The 16,560-nt window shown below is 61.6% G+C and carries 7 protein-coding genes and 2 pseudogenes; 7 read left to right on the forward strand and 2 right to left on the reverse strand.

All coding sequences use genetic code 11. The features are described 5' to 3' along the window. Nucleotides 1-770: 770 nt before the first annotated feature. Nucleotides 771-1,019, forward strand: a complete 249-nt coding sequence (locus OHD62_RS35040) for a DUF982 domain-containing protein (RefSeq protein ID WP_081482080.1) — start codon at nt 771-773, stop codon at nt 1,017-1,019. Nucleotides 1,020-1,196: 177 nt separating this feature from the next. Here the strand turns inward: OHD62_RS35040 and OHD62_RS35045 are convergent, their stop codons facing one another. Then, nucleotides 1,197-1,598, reverse strand: a complete 402-nt coding sequence (locus OHD62_RS35045; protein ID WP_263792270.1) for a hypothetical protein — start codon at nt 1,596-1,598, stop codon at nt 1,197-1,199. A gap of 895 nt (nt 1,599-2,493) precedes the next feature. Here OHD62_RS35045 and OHD62_RS35050 point away from each other — a divergent pair. The 6 genes and pseudogenes from OHD62_RS35050 (at nt 2,494) to OHD62_RS35075 (ending at nt 8,843) form a co-directional block, all read left to right on the forward strand. Further along, nucleotides 2,494-3,150 carry a YopT-type cysteine protease domain-containing protein gene (locus OHD62_RS35050; protein WP_244425880.1) on the forward strand — a complete coding sequence of 219 codons (657 nt, stop codon included), beginning with the start codon at nt 2,494-2,496 and terminating at the stop codon, nt 3,148-3,150. A gap of 225 nt (nt 3,151-3,375) precedes the next feature. Further along, a pseudogene (locus tag OHD62_RS35055) lies at nt 3,376-3,822 on the forward strand (MucR family transcriptional regulator). A gap of 191 nt (nt 3,823-4,013) precedes the next feature. Further along, complete coding sequence (locus tag OHD62_RS35060) at nt 4,014-4,682, forward strand: hypothetical protein (protein WP_006200712.1); 669 nt, start codon at nt 4,014-4,016, stop codon at nt 4,680-4,682. A gap of 851 nt (nt 4,683-5,533) precedes the next feature. Beyond that, nucleotides 5,534-6,046, forward strand: a pseudogene (locus tag OHD62_RS35065) (SDR family oxidoreductase); the annotation flags it as partial. A 170-nt stretch (nt 6,047-6,216) separates the two neighbouring features. After that, nucleotides 6,217-8,529 (forward strand): NADP-dependent malic enzyme, encoded by a 2,313-nt coding sequence (locus tag OHD62_RS35070; RefSeq protein WP_263792280.1) that lies wholly within the window; start codon nt 6,217-6,219, stop codon nt 8,527-8,529. After that, the gene (locus tag OHD62_RS35075) at nt 8,526-8,843 is read left to right on the forward strand and encodes a hypothetical protein (protein ID WP_139032185.1); all 318 of its coding nucleotides are present in this window, start codon (nt 8,526-8,528) and stop codon (nt 8,841-8,843) included. Before OHD62_RS35070 ends, OHD62_RS35075 begins: the two co-directional genes overlap by 4 nt. 701 nt (nt 8,844-9,544) lie before the next feature. Here the strand turns inward: OHD62_RS35075 and xopAD are convergent. Beyond that, nucleotides 9,545-16,558 (reverse strand): XopAD/skwp family type III secretion system effector, encoded by a 7,014-nt coding sequence (gene xopAD / locus OHD62_RS35080; RefSeq protein ID WP_263792284.1) that lies wholly within the window; start codon nt 16,556-16,558, stop codon nt 9,545-9,547. Nucleotides 16,559-16,560 lie beyond the last annotated feature (2 nt).

The raw sequence follows: 16,560 nt of genomic DNA on the forward strand, positions 1-16,560 counted from the left end.
CAATCTGGTCGCCGATCGCCAGGCACTCCAGGAGCGGCTCGCGCGAATTTGATGACGCGCTCGGGCTGATGGAGTGGCTGGGGCGCTCTCGCCGTCGCGAGAACCGGCCCAGAATAGCCCAAACACGCTAATCGAGCAGCTATGCCGTCAACGGCCCGGTAAGGTACAATAGACATGACCGACGCACATCCGACGATCCGCTGACCGAGGGTGGTGCCGAGCGCCACAGTTGGGCACGATTTACATGGTCCTGGCAACGACTATGTGAGCGCGCTTCTCTAAGCATCTAGCTCGATTTTCCACTTCTGCTGATTAACAGGTTGTCTGCGCCGTTCAGGAAACCATACCAGCGAGAACCGTCATCATCATCGAACGGCCGGTCGAGAGGCCCGGCCAGCGTTGGCATGACACTGCCAGGCGAGAGATCGCATCGTTTGCCTCAGGCCCTGCACTGATCACATCCCAAAGATGGCAGGCTCTCCTCGGATCGAGAATTCATAGGCGATTCGGAATCAGGCTGCATTCGCCATTTCTTCCAGATGAAGTAATCGCATCGGCCAGAAGGCCAACGGTAAAGAAACATCTTGCGCTGCCCCGATAAAATGCACTCATGGTACGATTCGTGCAAGAATTGAACATGGGTGGAATCCCACCTTGTACCAAGCTTTCGATTGAGCGGCCGACCGGTGCGACCCGCAAGCGGGATCGACACAATTTTCATCGGTTGTAATCGCAGGCTCTGGGTCGGTAGGAGTTGAGGGGGAGGCGAGATGACGGGCTTGGTCAGATTTGAGAGGCCAGTTGTGATCCAGATTAGCCGCCATAGCACAGAACGTGCCGTGTGCGATGTCAATGATGCTGCCTCCATCCTGCTCCGGGATTTTGGTCGTCAGACGGAGAGGCGCAGGGCCGCAATGGACGCCTGTCTGAAGGTACTGAGAGGTGAGGCTCATCCACCCGCCGCTCGAAGGGCCTTCGTCGCGGCCGCGCGCGAAGCAAATATCCTTCGCTGCGATTGACAGGATACTCAAGCGATACCGAGGCAATTGGCATCTCAGGTCCCCCCATCGGTAGAGCTGGAGGACATGCGGCGGATGAGTAACCCGAGAGTTCTGCATGCTCGCCATTGGGGGCCCTTAACTTTATGACATGGACAGCGACGCCGCAGCCAAACTGTCAGCGAAGGGCATGAGTTTTCATGCCGACTTTCCTAAGGCTTCACTGACGTCGTTCCTTACCATGATCGCCAGATCGCGATTTGAAGCCGGAGGATGGGCAGGTGGATTTATCTCACCAAGCCACAGCCCGATCTCCTGAAATTGCTTCCCGCTAAACGGTGAGGGCGGGGAGCGACTGAGCCAATGGTCGAGATAACCGTCTCCGACAATTTGGCGGTCGACACACCTGATCCTGCAGGAGGCACTGCCAGGTAGAGCGACGAAATGAAGCACTCTTTCCTGCCGTCGGCTTTCGTGCGACAGGAAGCCCTCCTGCGGATGCATATGCGACGCGAATCCAAGTAACATTCTCGCAATTGCGATATATAATTTGTGCATCGCAATATCTGCGGCTATGGGTAAGGTCCTGATGTCGGTCATCTACCCCCCTCGAATGTGATGCCGACGCTGAATGCGGCGCGCCTCTTCCCGCGCTGCATCTCAATCGAGCCCGCTGCCACCTCCTCCCGGCAGCGGGCTTTTCTATGTCTAAGTGGACAGGTTCCGAGGATCGGCTGTGCGTTGGCTCTGGGAGAGGCGAGTGCTCCGGACTTCCAGACCTTCTTTCCCTGCCCGGCTTCGAGGAACACCTCTGTCCTTCCACAAGCACTCTGATTCCTGAGCGGATCGATGGCATGGACGAGACATCCTTCTCACCGTTATCGAGGTCCAATCAAGCCAAAGCCCGTGTTTGGATTGTCCCTCTTGAGCGTGCCCTTGGCTCCTGCAGGTCACTCGTCCGGAACTTTCTGACAAAGGTGCGTGTTTGACGGCTTTTTCACGATCTGATCGCCGATCTCAAGCATTTGCATAATCTGAGAACCGCTGGGCCGTGACTTTGAAGGGCGTCCCTTCGGAAACGCGGCTTCACCCTACGGGAAGAGCCGGGGTGCTGGAAATCCGCCTGCCCCGAGAGGGCGACAGCCGTATGGCTGAGTTACTCGACCCCAGTCGCATCGACCGAAAACGAACCTGATTCTGATAGGTCTTCAGGCGCGCAACCATTGCTTTCTAAGCTGGTAACACCGTCCGTAAGCTCGCCGTCAGCTTGACCGAGCATCATTCGGATCAGGGCCTATTCAGTCCGCACTCGCTACGAAGAAACCTAAGCCAAAAGGAAACGCGAATCGCCATGTATAATCGGATCAGTGACTCATCCACACGCGCTAGCTGGGCTGACGAACCGAGTCAGTCGATGGACAGCGACAGCTTTACCGAAACACTTGCGGACCTCGCGCTGCGGAGGAACCTGCCATCTGGGGAGTTGCCCGACAAAATGGGATGCTGCGCCAGCAAGTCGAATGCCTCGGATCCAGGCAACCCTCCAGCAGGGCCGAGCACCTCCGTTCCAGCAAGGCCGAGCACCTCCGTGTTGGAATACAGGACGGCTGAATTAGCTGATGCGAATCAACGCGGGATCTGCGTTGGGCTGGCTGCGGGGTGGCTCAGCAATCTCCACAACAGCCCGAGATCGCGAATGAATGCCCTAGTACCGGGATCGCAAGGACATCACTCAGCGGCTCAGTGGCAGGAGCGGTATATGGACGTCAGGAGCTCGTCGCGAAGTGAGGGAGCAGAATCTTCTCAGGCCAATCTGGAGGCCAAAACCACCATGTTGCGGGAAGTGGGCTTGGACCCATCCAAGAAAGAAAACGTGTATACGTTCGGTGGGCCTGACAGCATCTCACCGATGCTGAAGAAAATCTCCAAAAGCGGGGCGAACCATTTGCTCAGCTTGCGCTTTACCAACGGTCAAAGACACTCAATTGCGACGTCAGCGTCGGATGGGAGGATCACACTCTTCGATCCCAACTATGGAGAATTTGTTGTTCAACCAGACCAGACGGGAAGCTTTTTCCAAAGCCTCGCCAATCGTTACAGGAATCCCAACGGGCTGGAGTTGTCGACAGTCACCACACAAAAAATGAACTGAGTTCGGGCCTGCAGGCAGCCTAATGCGGGCTTGCCGTTACGGTAAACCGCGGCCATCGGCTCCTCATACTTCGGACAGTCGAACGTTGTCTCGGCCACCAGCACAGCGGACCCGCAGCCTGATGGTCGAGACATTTACTGCTTTCAGCGACAACCGCCACTATGAGGCGACGCTTCGCCGACTGCGTTTCAGCCGTCCGGAGAGACAGAAGAAGCCGACAGGAACATCGACAACCTCATCGAGATCACCGCCGATGTCGTGCCAGCTACGTCTCCAACAAGCCGGTCCCGGTGGAGGTCTCCCCTGCCCTGATCCGCCAGGTGCATGCGACACTGAACGGGTCACCACAGAAGGGTCGCAGGCACTCAAGCCTGCTGTCCGATCAGGAAGTCGATAACACAGACTACATCATCTCCCTCGAGGACCGGAAGAAATTCAAATTGTTTGAAACGCCATCTGTCGACCACTATGGGCTGACGCAGGACGAGTATCGCGCCAAATGGGGTCTGCCGGCCGATTACCCCATGGTCGCGCCGAGCTATGCAGCCGCGCCCGGTTTTGGCCAAGACGATGGGGCTTGGCCGCAAACCAAAAGAGCCGGAAATGCCGTGCCGTCGAAGCGGACCCAGAGAAGGTCGCAGCTTGATTTCGTCTACCGGAGATTCGTCCTGAAGCGTCCAGTTGCCAACGGCATGATTGCGCGGAATATGAGAGGTGGGCGGTAACATTCCTTTCAAACAACGCGCGATCGCGCACAAGGCGCGTTTCGTAGTTGCGGCAGGGGCCGCCATGTTTTCAACGCGCGCGCAGGCTGCGTTCCTGCAAACGCCGCTTCGTAACGCAACGCAAAAGGGTTTTGTAGCATGGGTAATCGAAATTTCATCGCAGCAGCCTCCCTCGCCGTGATGGTGACCGTCTCGTCACCCTCCGAGGCCCGCACCCCTTTCACCGACGATACCGCCTCCCGCACGCAGGCCCTGGCCCTGCTGGAAACGCTCAACGCCGACCTGCTCAGCCACCCCAGCGCCACGCTTACGCTGGAACGGTGGTGTGGTGACCATGGTCTAGCACCGGAGGCGAAGATCGTCGCCCATCGCGTGAAGGGCGACAACAAGCTCCTGCCGGATAATGCCCGCCAGGCATTGGGCATCAGCGCTGACGAACCCGTTCAATACCGGCGTGTGCAGCTCGCCTGTGGCAAACTCGTGCTCTCCGAGGCCGATAACTGGTATGTCCCGTCGCGCCTCACACCTCAGATGAATCAGGTTCTCGACACGACGGACCAGCCCTTCGGGAAGGTGGTCCAGCCGCTGCACTTTCGCCGCCAGACCATCAGCGCCGAACTGCTGTGGTCGCCGCTGCCCAAGGGGTGGGAGATGGACGCGCCGCTGCCGGCGGCGGGAAAGGGGGTACTGGCCATTCCCCATGAAGTGCTGCGGCACCGCGCCATCCTCTATACCGGGGCGAACCAGCCCTTCAGCCTGGTGGTGGAGACCTACACAGCCGAGGTCCTGGCCTTCGGCCGCCGTTGAAAGGCCGCGATGCCTCGGAGCGGCCCTGCTGCTGTAAAGTTTAATGCCCGTACCTGTGCCCAATCGCTAAGGGCAGAGTCATGCAGCGGATCCCGTCAACCGAAAGAAGACTGAGGTGAAAAGCTACCCCCTCGAACCGCCGCTTCCCCATGTGGCCCGCCATCACCACTGCTCTCAACGAATTTGCAGAACTCTCAGAGCGCTACCGAAAACGATGGCTGGCTAACGCTCAAAAAAACGTCATGTCCAACCCGAGCAGGCCAGCGTTCAGACATCGGTCAGTTCTCAGTGGATAATCGCAAGTCCCGGGTTACTTCCTTGCGAGACTGGGGTCCGTTGTCCATCGCAAATCTCGAAGTTCGCCGAGACGCATGCCACCCGGCAATCAAACCGTTGCAACAAATGCTTCAAGTTAACTTTGCAGACTCTTTACGACCCCAAATCGCTGACGATGGTACCTCCCTCACAGACTCTGAGTCGGGCACGGGTAAAAGCGCTGATGCCGATTTATACGCTCAGACCGCCGCATGGCACGAATGTCGGGGTTAACAGCCAATGGCAAGAAGATCGCTCATCCTGGTTGAAGGCGGTGCGCGTCCTGGTCGGCTGTTCGTCCAAGCGCCCAGCGTCTTGGTCATCATCCAATTACCCTCTCGGCTGGTCCAGTGTGGCGACTATCTTGCAGCGGAAAACATTGAGGCAATCCCTGTCGATGCAGACAATCTCGATATGCTGAGCCGCGATTGCTGGTACCTGATTTGCGCTCAGCTGGCGGTGGACGCTTGTCGCTTTCGATTTCATTGTGAGAATGTCTTGCCAACGATTTCAGAGGGATGTTGTCAACAACGATTGGCGGCACGCCGCAGCGCTACTTCCGCGAATTCGATCGCGCCAAGATTCTCGAAGGCGTCACCCAGAACATGGTGACGCCGGTCGAGCTGGTGCAGGCCGTCATCGACGGCATGGCAGCGCGCGGCTTCGGCCGCATCGTCAACACCACCTCGCTGTCGGTCTACGTTCTGATCCCAGGACTCGATCTGTCCTCCGGCGCCCTCGCCGACCTGAACTCGTTCCTTGCCAGCGTGGCACGTACGGCGGTCGACAGCACGTCACCGTCAACAGCCTGCTGTGCCCGGCAAGCTCGACACCGACCGGCTGCGTGGGTCCCCCACGAGGCCGGCACACCGGAAGATCCTGCGGCGGCGCCGCGCGCAAGGTCCGCATCCGCGCCGACTTGCCGGCAAAGCGGTTGGGCGCGCCGGAGGAGCTCGGCCAGATCTGCGCCTTCCTGTGCTCGGTCAACCGGCTACCTTACCGGCCAGAACATTCCGTTCGATGGTGGCCCTTACGTCAGCGCGTTTTGACGCAGCGCCTGCGATGGGTGCCCGACGCGTCGGAGATTCCGTGTGCAAAGGGCTGAGAGGCCGGACGATTTTCCGCTTCAGCAGCGCAACGTGGAAACCGCGATTGGCGTCGCGAAGAATCGTGCCGCAGGCTGAAAGCCTTGAAAGCACTGAACACAAGGAGGTCTGCGATGGATGACGAGACCAAAAAGACGGCACGTTCGGACCTCGACGAAGCCGCCCTCTACTTCCACAAGCACCCAACGCCGGGAAAGCTCGAGATCCAGGCGACCAAGCCGCTCGGCAACCAACGCGACCTGGCGCTCGCCTATTCGCCCGGCGTGGCCGCCCCCTGTCTTGAGATCCGCGACAATCCGGCGACCGCGGCCGACTATACGGCGCGCGCCAACCTGGTCGGTGTCGTCTCCAATGGCTCGGCTGTGCTCGGCCTCGGCAATATCGGCCCGCTGGCCTCCAAGCCGGTCATGGAAGGCAAGGCGGTGCTGTTCAAGAAGTTCGCCGGCATCGACGTCTTCGACATCGAGATTGATGCGCCTGGGATCGAGCGCATGGTCGAGACGATCTCGGCGCTAGAGCCGACCTTCGGCGGCATCAACCTCGAGGACATCAAGGCGCCGGAGTGCTTCGAGGTCGAGGAGCAGCTGAAGGCGCGCATGAAGATACCGGTGTTCCACGACGACCAGCACGGCACCGCCATCATCGTCGCCGCCGCCGTGCTCAACGGGCTGGAATTCGCCGGCAAGACCATTTCGGATATCAAGGTCGTCACCTCCGGCGCCGGCGCGGCCGCCCTTGCCTGCCTCAACCTGCTGGTCTCGCTCGGCGTGCGTATCGAAAACATCTGGGTCACCGACCGTTTCGGCGTCGCCTACAAGGGCCGCACCGAAGAGATGGATCGCTGGAAAGACCCTTATGTGAAGGACACCGAGGCGCGCACGCTGGCCGACGTCATCCCGGGCGCCGATGTCTTCCTCGGCCTCTCGGCGGCGGGCGTGCTGAAGCCGGAACTGCTGCAGCATATGGCGCCAAAACCGCTGATCCTGGCGCTGGCCAACCCCAATCCCGAGATCATGCCGGAAGAGGCGCGCGCGGCGCGTCCCGATGCCATGATCTGCACCGGCCGGTCCGATTTTCCCAATCAGGTCAACAACGTCCTGTGCTTCCCCTACATCTTCCGGGGCGCGCTTGATTGCGGCGCCAGCGCCATCAACGAAGAGATGAAGATGGCTGCCGTGCGCGCCATCGCCGCCCTCGCCCGCGAAGAGCCTTCGGACGTCGCCGCACGCGCATATTCGGGCGAGACGCCGATCTTCGGACCCGAATTCCTGATCCCCTCGCCCTTCGATCCAAGGCTCATCCTGCGCATCGCGCCGGCCGTCGCCAAGGCGGCCTGCGACACCGGTGTGGCGACACGGCCGATCACCGATTTCGCCGCCTATATCGACAAGCTCAACCGCTTCGTCTTCCGCTCTGGACTGGTGATGAAGCCGGTGTTCTCGTCTGCCAAGGCGTCGAGCGCCAAGCGCGTCATCTATGCCGACGGCGAAGACGAGCGCGTGCTGCGCGCCGCCCAGGTGGTGCTCGAGGAAGGCATCGCCGAGCCGATCCTGATCGGCCGTCCGCATGTCATCGAGGTCAGGCTGAAGCGCTATGGCCTGCGCATCAAGCCGGGCGTCGATTTCGGCCTGATCAACCCTGAGGACGATCCGCGCTACCGACACTATGTCGACCTGCTGATCGAACTCGCCGGCCGGCGCGGCGTGACGACGGAGGCGGCGCGCACCATGGTGCGCACCGACAACACGGTGATCGCGGCACTTGCGCTGAAGCGCGGCGATGCCGACGCCATGATCTGCGGCCTCGAAGGCCGTTTCGAGCGGCATCTGCGCAATGTGACACTGGTCATCGGCGCTCGCCCCGGCGTCAAGGACCGCGATCTGTCGACGCTGTCGATGCTGATCTCGCAGCGCGGCATCATTTTCCTCACCGACACCCATGTCTCGGTCGACCCGACGGCCGAGGAAATCGCCGAAATGACCATTCTCGCGGCGGAGGAAATCCAGCGCTTCGGCATCGAGCCGAAGGCGGCACTCTTGTCGCATTCGGATTTCGGCTCGCGCGATTCTCCAAGCGCGCTGAAGATGCGGCAGGCGGCGGCGATCCTGGCGCGGGTGGCGCCCGACCTGCAATGCGACGGCGAGATGCATGCCGACACCGCCTTGTCGGAGCATCTGCGCCAACGCGTCTATCCGCATTCACGGCTGAAGGGCGAAGCCAATCTGCTGGTGTTCCCCAACCTCGATTCGGCCAACATCACGCTGACGGCGCTGCGCGCCATGATGGATGCGCTGCATGTCGGGCCAATCCTGCTCGGCACCGACATGCCGGCGCACATACTGACGCCGTCGGTCACCTCGCGCGGCGTCGTCAACATGACGGCGCTGGCGGTGGTCGAGGCTGCGCACAAGGCGCGGCGATATTGATCTGGGTCGGAGCCGGCATCAGCGGGTATGCTGAACAAACGGTTAATCGTAAGCGACGCGATCTCCACCCCTTCTTCCTTCGGATCATTAGCCGGGTCATGCGTGGCAAACACTCAGCCACGGCCGGCGAACTGCTCGGCAAGGAAGTCGCGTGCAGCATTTTCAGACGCCTCGAAATTCGCACGGCTTGTGCAGATCACCGCGCCATCCCTTTGCACCAGATCGGCAGCATGTTTATCGTCACCAACGATTTGGCCGCCGCCGTCACGAACATTGCCGTCATGACGTTCGACCAGGCTCTCTGGGCCGAATGAACCCGCGAACTACGAGCTGCCGATCCCCCTCGAAACTACGCCAGAACCTTCCGTCAAGAATCGCAAGCGTGACCGCGAGAGCGCGGAGCGCATCCAATTGGCCGGCGGCCTAAGCCACCCCTCCGAGACTGCGCTGTCGCATTTGCCGGTGAAAAGAGTGGAGTGCGAATGCGCGAGCTGACTGAGATCGGATTCCCCGCTGCTATTTGGCCCGTATGTGCGACGAGGGGCTGCTCATCAAGGTTGGCTATGGAATCTATCGCGCCACCCTAATTGATAATCATCAGCGAACCGGGCGCTGGTTGGCACCGAATTGGCGGTTGGAGCGACACGACCTATCAGAGATCACCGGGCTCGTTGCCGTTGCTCGTGTTCTACTTGGCGCGGCGCATCCGACGCGGTGGGCGTCGTTGCGCCTTCTCCAGTTCCAGCGAGCCTGAAAGATAAGTTGCAGATCACAGTCGGTGACGGGGCACTCAGGTGCACACCTTGTTCTGACCCCAGTCTGAAGCCGAGGCCTTTCCTGCCTGTTGCGGGAGAAAGCATCGATGAAACCTTGTCTTTGAAAATAAGTTTACTGAGCCGCATTTTTCATCTCCTCCTCGAGGCACGCTGCCGCCCATCGCCTAGACCAAGATCACCCCCCGCTCGCTGGCGCCTTCCTATGAGGAAACGGCAACGGCGCTGGGGTTTTTCATTCTTTAGTGCCGAGGCCACAGCGGCTGGAAATGCCCCGGCGTGTGCAGAATGTGTACCAGTCGACCTTCACCCAGGACAGGATGCACGGTCAGCCTGCCATTCGCATCAGCTTCGATGGCTTGAATGCTCACGCCAAGATTGTTCGCCAGCAAGACCCCGACGCCCTCAGCGCCGTAAAGGTCGATCTCGCCATGCGGATCGACTGCACCGACTTGAACTAGACTGTTCCGCAGCGACCGAACCTGTTGCCGAAGTTGCCCAGTCTGCGGTGTTTCGTGGTCCTGCCGCTTCGTGTTGTGGGCAACTTGAAGAACCGTGTCCAGCAGGCAGTTCAGTCCTTGGCCACTGGCTTGTCCCACTTCGGCATTGAATTGCTCCAAAAACGTATGGAGCGTGTGCGTCAACGGACCGACGGGCAAGTCGGGCAGCGATGCGCCCCCGAGTACCTGTGCCGGCGCCTGATATGCCGCGGACGGCACGCTGAGTGCGGGCCTGTGCCCGTCGTAGCCAGGAGTGCTGGCGTCGCCAACCCAGTCCTGCACGCCAGTCGGTCGCGTGTCGCTGGCCTGGAAACTCGGCGCGTTCCACGATTCCGCGCCGTGGGCGTAGCTATGTTCTTGCCAGTCTTCGATCTCGTCACATCCAGGCGGCATCGGGATGCCGCGGAAGGCGAGCCAAGCCTCGCGCGTAAGTGCGCGCAGTTGCTCGGCTGATGCGCCCTTCAGGCGCATGTCTTGAGCGCTCTTGTAAACATCGTGATAGCGCTCCTTCAGCGCGAAGGTCTCGGCCGTGTGGAACTGGGTTTCCCATGGCGCACCGGCCGGGTTGCGCAACGTGACGCTCACCGCGCTGAATGCTTCGCTCTTGGTGAAGTGGTTGGTCAGCTTCGTCCTGGCGTGCCCCTGCTGGTCCAACATCGCGAGGATACGGCGGCAGCCCTCGGTGAAGTTCTGCGGCGGAAGCACCACGCTGTAGCGCAGGGCGTCGTTGACATCGGCGACGGCCTCCTCGAGGTTCTTGTTCTTCGCCGCCATCAGGGAGTCAAGCTTCTTGTGGAGCGAGCCCTTGGATTTCTGCCGGTGTTCCAGGCCAGCGAGATCACCCCCGAAGGCGGACACGACCTGCTGCAGCATCGGCGTGATCTCGCGATCCATCTGCCGCGCGCGATCGAACAGCGCTCCGGCGGCTCGTGAAACTTCTGCGCGAGGCGTCTTGCCAAGCCGGGCAGACGGTGCCGGCGGCCGGGCCAGCATGCCCGCCTGCTGCAGCGACTGCACGGCGTCATGCATGACGCCAGAAGCCATGGTCGGCATGCGCTGCAACACGGACTTGACCTGATCGGCATCGAAGCGGTTGTGCCGCATCGCACGGGCCGTCTCCTTGCCGTGCGGCACGTTGCGCACACGATCAGGGAACTTCGCCTCCTGGCGTTCGCATGCCTCGATCACCTTGGAGAACAGCGCGGTGCCGGTATCGGACTTCAGAGCGTCGGTGCCGACCTTGATGGCTATGGTGAAGAGGTTGCGCATCGTCAGCTCCGGCTCACCGGGGACCAGCCCGGGCTGCCCATCGGGGAACCGCTCGTGCGACAGCCGGCACACCGGGTAGTTGTCCAGGATGGCATGGATACGTGCCGGGGTGTCGACGGCCTGGACGTATGCCTGTGCCAAGTCCGGGAATCGTTGGGCCAGCGCTGCGGAAACCTCGGCAGGCCCCGACGCCATGGGCTGCCCCGAGGCCTGGTAATGCCGAAAGACCTCCCCATACAGCAGCAGGGCCGCCTCGCGCGCCTCGTGCATGTGCGCGCGGCCGATCGCCTGGTGCGCCTGGATTGCCAATGGATACAGCGCCTGCCGGTCGGGCTGTGGGCTCTCGAGAACGGCGCTCAGGCCGTTTCGCAGCGACCGTTCGACGCCGTCGTAAGTGCCGAACATCATGCTGTGCGCCATCGCCTCGCGCAGGTCGTCGGGCTGCGACAGGAAGCGCGTCGCCAGGGTGCTGGCTGAACCCATGAGCTTGCGTCCGCGCTGCTCGGCTAGGATCTCGGACGCACGCCCAGGCTGGTAGTGACCACTGTCGTCGAATGCCGGCGTGGCCGTCTTCGGGGGTTTGAAGGAACGGGGCTGGCTACGCCGAGCGGCGCGCCCGTCCATCACGCGCTCGATCAGCGCTGCCAGCTTCGGATAGCCTGCATAGACGAAGGCATCATCGCCGTCGCAATCCATGTTGCGCTTGCGCAGTTCATTGATAGGCAACGCTCCCAGCCGACCAGGCTGCACGATCTCCTTGACGCGCAGGCTGCCGGTGCTGAGCATGTCGCTAGGGGCGGCGGCGCGGTCGCGCCCGTCGGTCCAGCGTGACAAGGTTTTCAGGTCCTCCTTCGAGCACACCAGGTCCATGTCCTCGTGAGCGGGCGACCAGCACCCCTTGGGCGGGATGATGAGCATGCCCTTGCTGTGCAGCATCTCGGCATCCTCGCCTGAGTCGTCGTTGAATCCGGCGTAGCTGTATTGGATGGCAAAGCACCTTGACAGGAATTGAGCTGTTGGATCCCCCTGGGCTACGGTGGCAACCCGTTCCTCGGGCACCGGCAGCAGGTTCTCCTTGTCGTACGGCGGCTTGCCGAGCAGCAGCGCGCCGCCTGCGCGGTCGAAGGCAGCGCTGCGCTGGTGTGGCAAATGCACCTTGTCGTCGGCGGACGGCACGGCACGTATCTTCTGCCCCGCATAGCCGCCGCTGACGGTAAGGTCGTAGAGCGTTGTCGAATCGATGCCGAGGCCCGGCCGTCCGACAGAAGAATCTCCTTGCTGCCGAGCCAAATTGCGCAGGCGGCGTTGCATTGCTTGATGCGCTTCCTCGATAGCTTCCACGTCGTATGGGAAGTGCTGCAGTGCCTGCGGTGCCAGCCTCTTGAGCTCGCTCTCTTCGGCTACGAGCTTGCGTTGCTCTTCGCTAGCATGACCTGTTCGCATTGCCGCCCATGCGTCGTAGTGCTTGCGGACCGCGGGAATGCGCATGGCGACCTCGAACTTGAGGAAGCCGCAGCCGTCGTTGGGGCACAAGGCGATGTGTTGACCGCCCGGTCCGGCCAACTTGAATGGATGTTGAGGCCCCGGGACGTCGTCGATAAAGCCTATCCTGAGTGTGCCCTCGACCACGTGGTCGTGGGGCACCATCTCCAGAAGCGCGCGTTGCATGCGCGACCAGTCCTCGCGCTGCGGCGCGAGCTTTGCGGCCAGCTGCATCAGGGCGCTGCCGGGCGCCGTGTCGGCATAGCGAACCGCCGGCAGCATCGACGGCGCCTTCGCGCCGCCGGACAGGATGTCGGACGCCCGTTGCTGGCCCCCTCGGCTCAAGCGGCTGCCGCCGAACAGATCGAAGCGCCACGGCTCGCCCAGGAAATTGAAGGTGCGCGCCAGCATGAACGCGGACAGCGAACCAGGCAGTTGCACCTCCACCAGGGGCAGACCGGTCAGGCGCGCAAACAGGGAGTACGGCTTGCTCTCGTCATCCATGTTGCTCTTGAGCATCTGTCCCTGCATGTCCACCACGACGCGCCTGGTGTCGCCTGCGCCAGGGGATAGCGGCTGGGGTCGGCCGGGCCGCGTTCGCATGCTTTGATGCACGTCCTGCACACTGAAATCGGAGGGCGCATGGATTTGCGTGACCTGCTCGAAGTGCGCGAGCATGTGCAGGTCCAGCGCGTTCAGAACTTCATCGCCGGCTTCGATTTGCGCGATGAGGTTCCAGCTCATCTGCCCGAGGTCCGACTCGATGGTCTCGCGTGTGCGCCCGAGCGTCTCCGTGACCCAGGTCGCCAGTTGCTCACGGCGAGCTCGCACGGCCGAGCGCTGCCCCTCGACATTGCGCGGCTTCCACTGCCTGCTTACCACTGCGTAGGTCTTGAGCACCTGATAGGACGTCAGTGCCGGGCAGCGCGTGGCGTGCAGCTCGTCGGCGGGCGCAGCGCTCGCAACAGTGGGTGCGTCATCGGCTTGCTGACCCTGCAGAAAGCGATCGATCTTGCGCGCGACGATCGGCTGCATTTCATCGAAGACGGACAGTGCCTGGCGGTGATGGCGCGAGAGTTCCTGGCTGCGGGCCAGGGGCAGCAAGCCCAGGCACAGGTTGCCCACCGATTCAAGGTCCGTCTCGCGCAAGTGCGTTTCGCGGCACAGGTTTGCCACCCTGTTTAAGGCTGGCCCGGCCAGTGGTCGCATCTCGCGTTGCAGCTGTTCATGGGCCAACGCCTTGAAGATCATGGCGATGTCCTGGGCCTGCGCCGTCTCGAATCGATCCCGATGCAGGTCGAGGTGCGCCGCCAGACCCTGAAGCTTCGCGCGCGCCAGCGCTTGAACCTCCGCCTCGTCCTCCGCATCCACTGCTGAGTGGGACAGGTGCGTCAAGGCGTTGCCGACCTGCGCAAGCGTGCCCATGTCGAAATCGCGCCAGGGAAGGTCAGCCCCACCCGTCCGATCAGCTAGCCTGATCGACGTCCAGCGCCAGTCTGGCGCATGGGGCGACCCGCACAGTGCGTTGAGCGACATCGCGACTTCTTGCGCGTTCATCTCCTGCAGCAACGTGTCCTCGCTCGCGACCCATTCGGCCAGACGTTCGGTTGTTGCCAGGCAGACCTCGTTGCCGGGCCACTTGCTCAGCGCGTTGAGCGAGTTGGCGACATTCTGTGCGTCCATGTCCCGCAGCAAGCCCACATCGTTTGAGATTCGTTCAGCCAGACGTTCGCTGGCGCTCTGACAGGCAGAACTGTTGGGCCACTTGCTCAGGGCGTTGAGTGAGTGGGCGACATCTCGCGCGTTCATCTGCTGCAGCAACGCGTCGTCGCCCGTGATCCGTTCGGCCAAGCGCCTGCCTGCCTTCCTGCACGAACGATTCTCGGGCCACTTGCTCAGGGCGTTGAGCAACTCGGCGAGATGTCGTTCATCCATGTTCTCGACCAGGGGCGCATCATTGGCGATTCGCTCGGCCATGAGTCTGCCAGTCATCTGAAAGACGGGGCTATCCAGCCACTTGCTCAGGGCGTTGAATGTGCTGGCAACCGCTTCGGCGTTCATCTCCTGCAGCAAGGTGTCGTCGCTCGCGACCCGTTCGCCCAAGCTCTCGCCGGCACTTCGGCAAGCGGGGCTGCCGGGCCACTTGCTCAGCGCGTTGAGCGAGTTGGCGACATTCTGTGCGTCCATGTCCCGCACCAAGTCTACATCGTTTGAGATTCGTTCAGCCAGACGTTCGCTGGCGCTCTGAGAGGCAGAACTGTCGGGCCACTTGCTCAGTGCGTTGAGCGAGTTGGCGACCGCCTGGGCTCCCATCTCCCAGATCAAGGCTGCGTCGTGTGCGATTCGCCCGGCGAGGCGTTCACCAGCGCTGTGGCAGTCTGGATTGCCGGACCACTTGCTCATCGCGTTAAGCACCAGGCTGGCCCCTTGTGCCGTTAGGTCCCGGTCCAGCCGCTCACGCAGCAGGACGCGTCCCAGGCGAGCGACGGCTTGCTCGCATCGATCGCTGCGGGTGTTCTTCGACAAAGCGTTCGCAAGCAATGCCAGGTTCTTGGCACTCAGCTCCGGCAGGCCGTCGTGTTCAAGCACCTCACCGGCGATCCAGGCTACGGCCTGCATGCACGTGGCTCTCCGCGGGTGCTTGCTCAGGTTGCTGCCCAGGCGCACGAGCTGCTGCAGCGGCGCGTCTACGAACCAGTCGGTCTTGACCAAATAGTGCGCGGCCAAGTCTGTGCAGCGTTCCAGATCCGGTCGATACTGATTGCTTTGTGGGGAAGTGGCGGAGCGCCTCAGCATCTGGAGGTACTTGTCAAGCCATCCTGCGTTCTTCTCTGGCGTCGCACCGCCATCGAGAAATGGCAGCGCCCAGCCGTACTCATTGCGGTCTGCCAACAGGTTGTCGCGGGCCATATCTATGCAAGCTTGAGGATGCCGCACGTGATGTTCCTGCGGAAGGTCGGGTTGCGCAGCAAGGCGCAGTTGCTGCCGCTGATACTGACGCAGCTGACGGAGTTGCTCAATCTCATCACGGCGCAGACCTCGCTCGCACTTCGTAAGCTGTTCCGTGGTTGGCGCGGCATCTGCTCCGGAGTCTTGCGTAACCGGGGACATGGGGTAGTCAGTGCTACCATGATGGACGGGCTCGGGCGTGGCGGCTTCCCATTCTGCTGCGGACCTGCGGTGTGCAGGGTGGAGTTCCCGCTCTTGAGGATCTAGGCTGGCCTCGATCACCTCCCGACCGCGTTTGGCGTAGTCGATATGAAAATCCGTTGAAACAACTGCCTGCGATGACGATTCCTTGCTGCTGCGGCTCAGACCGAACATTTTCCCAACGCCGGACCCGAGACGTGACATGATTCCTTTGCGGGAACTGCGCAGCGAAGGGGGCAGTGTCTGCACATCCGAAGCACCCGCTCGTTGGCGCCCGCCTGCTTGCTTGCCTCCGGCCGCCCGATCGCCGCGCGAATGTTCGCCGCCAGAGCGCGAGGTGCTTTCTTCCCAACGCAAACCAGGCCGCCCCTCATTGCCGAGCCCCGACTTAACACGCGACCAAAGTCCCCCGCTCTTCTTATCTCTTGTCCGCGCGACAGGCCCCGATTCCGATTGTGCCGTGTAGCGCGTGCTACTGAATAGCCTGTCACGCAAATCAGACTGCACCGCCTTCTCAGCCGAGCCAAGGTGAGGGCGAGGAAAATCGACGCTGTACCGCGTACTGCTGAAGCGATTGTCCCGCAGGTTGGATTGCGGCGGCATCCGCATCGAACCGCCGACGTCAGTGCGCTGGATACTTCCATGCGCCTCTGCGGGTGGAGTGTTGGGCGAAGCAGCATCACCGGACCTCTCATCAGAGGAACTGAGCTGCAAGTCGCTCAGTTGCCGCTCAAAGCTCGCTTGACCAGCAGGCATATTGTCCGACTGTTGCCTCGCCCGCTGCTGCTGTTCTTGCAAGGCAGCGTATTGGTGCATCCAAGCGTTGGTATTGAATGGATCGGAATTGGATTCCACGC

Source organism: Mesorhizobium sp. YC-39, assembly GCF_025753795.1.
Taxonomy (GTDB): Bacteria; Pseudomonadota; Alphaproteobacteria; order Rhizobiales; family Rhizobiaceae; genus Mesorhizobium.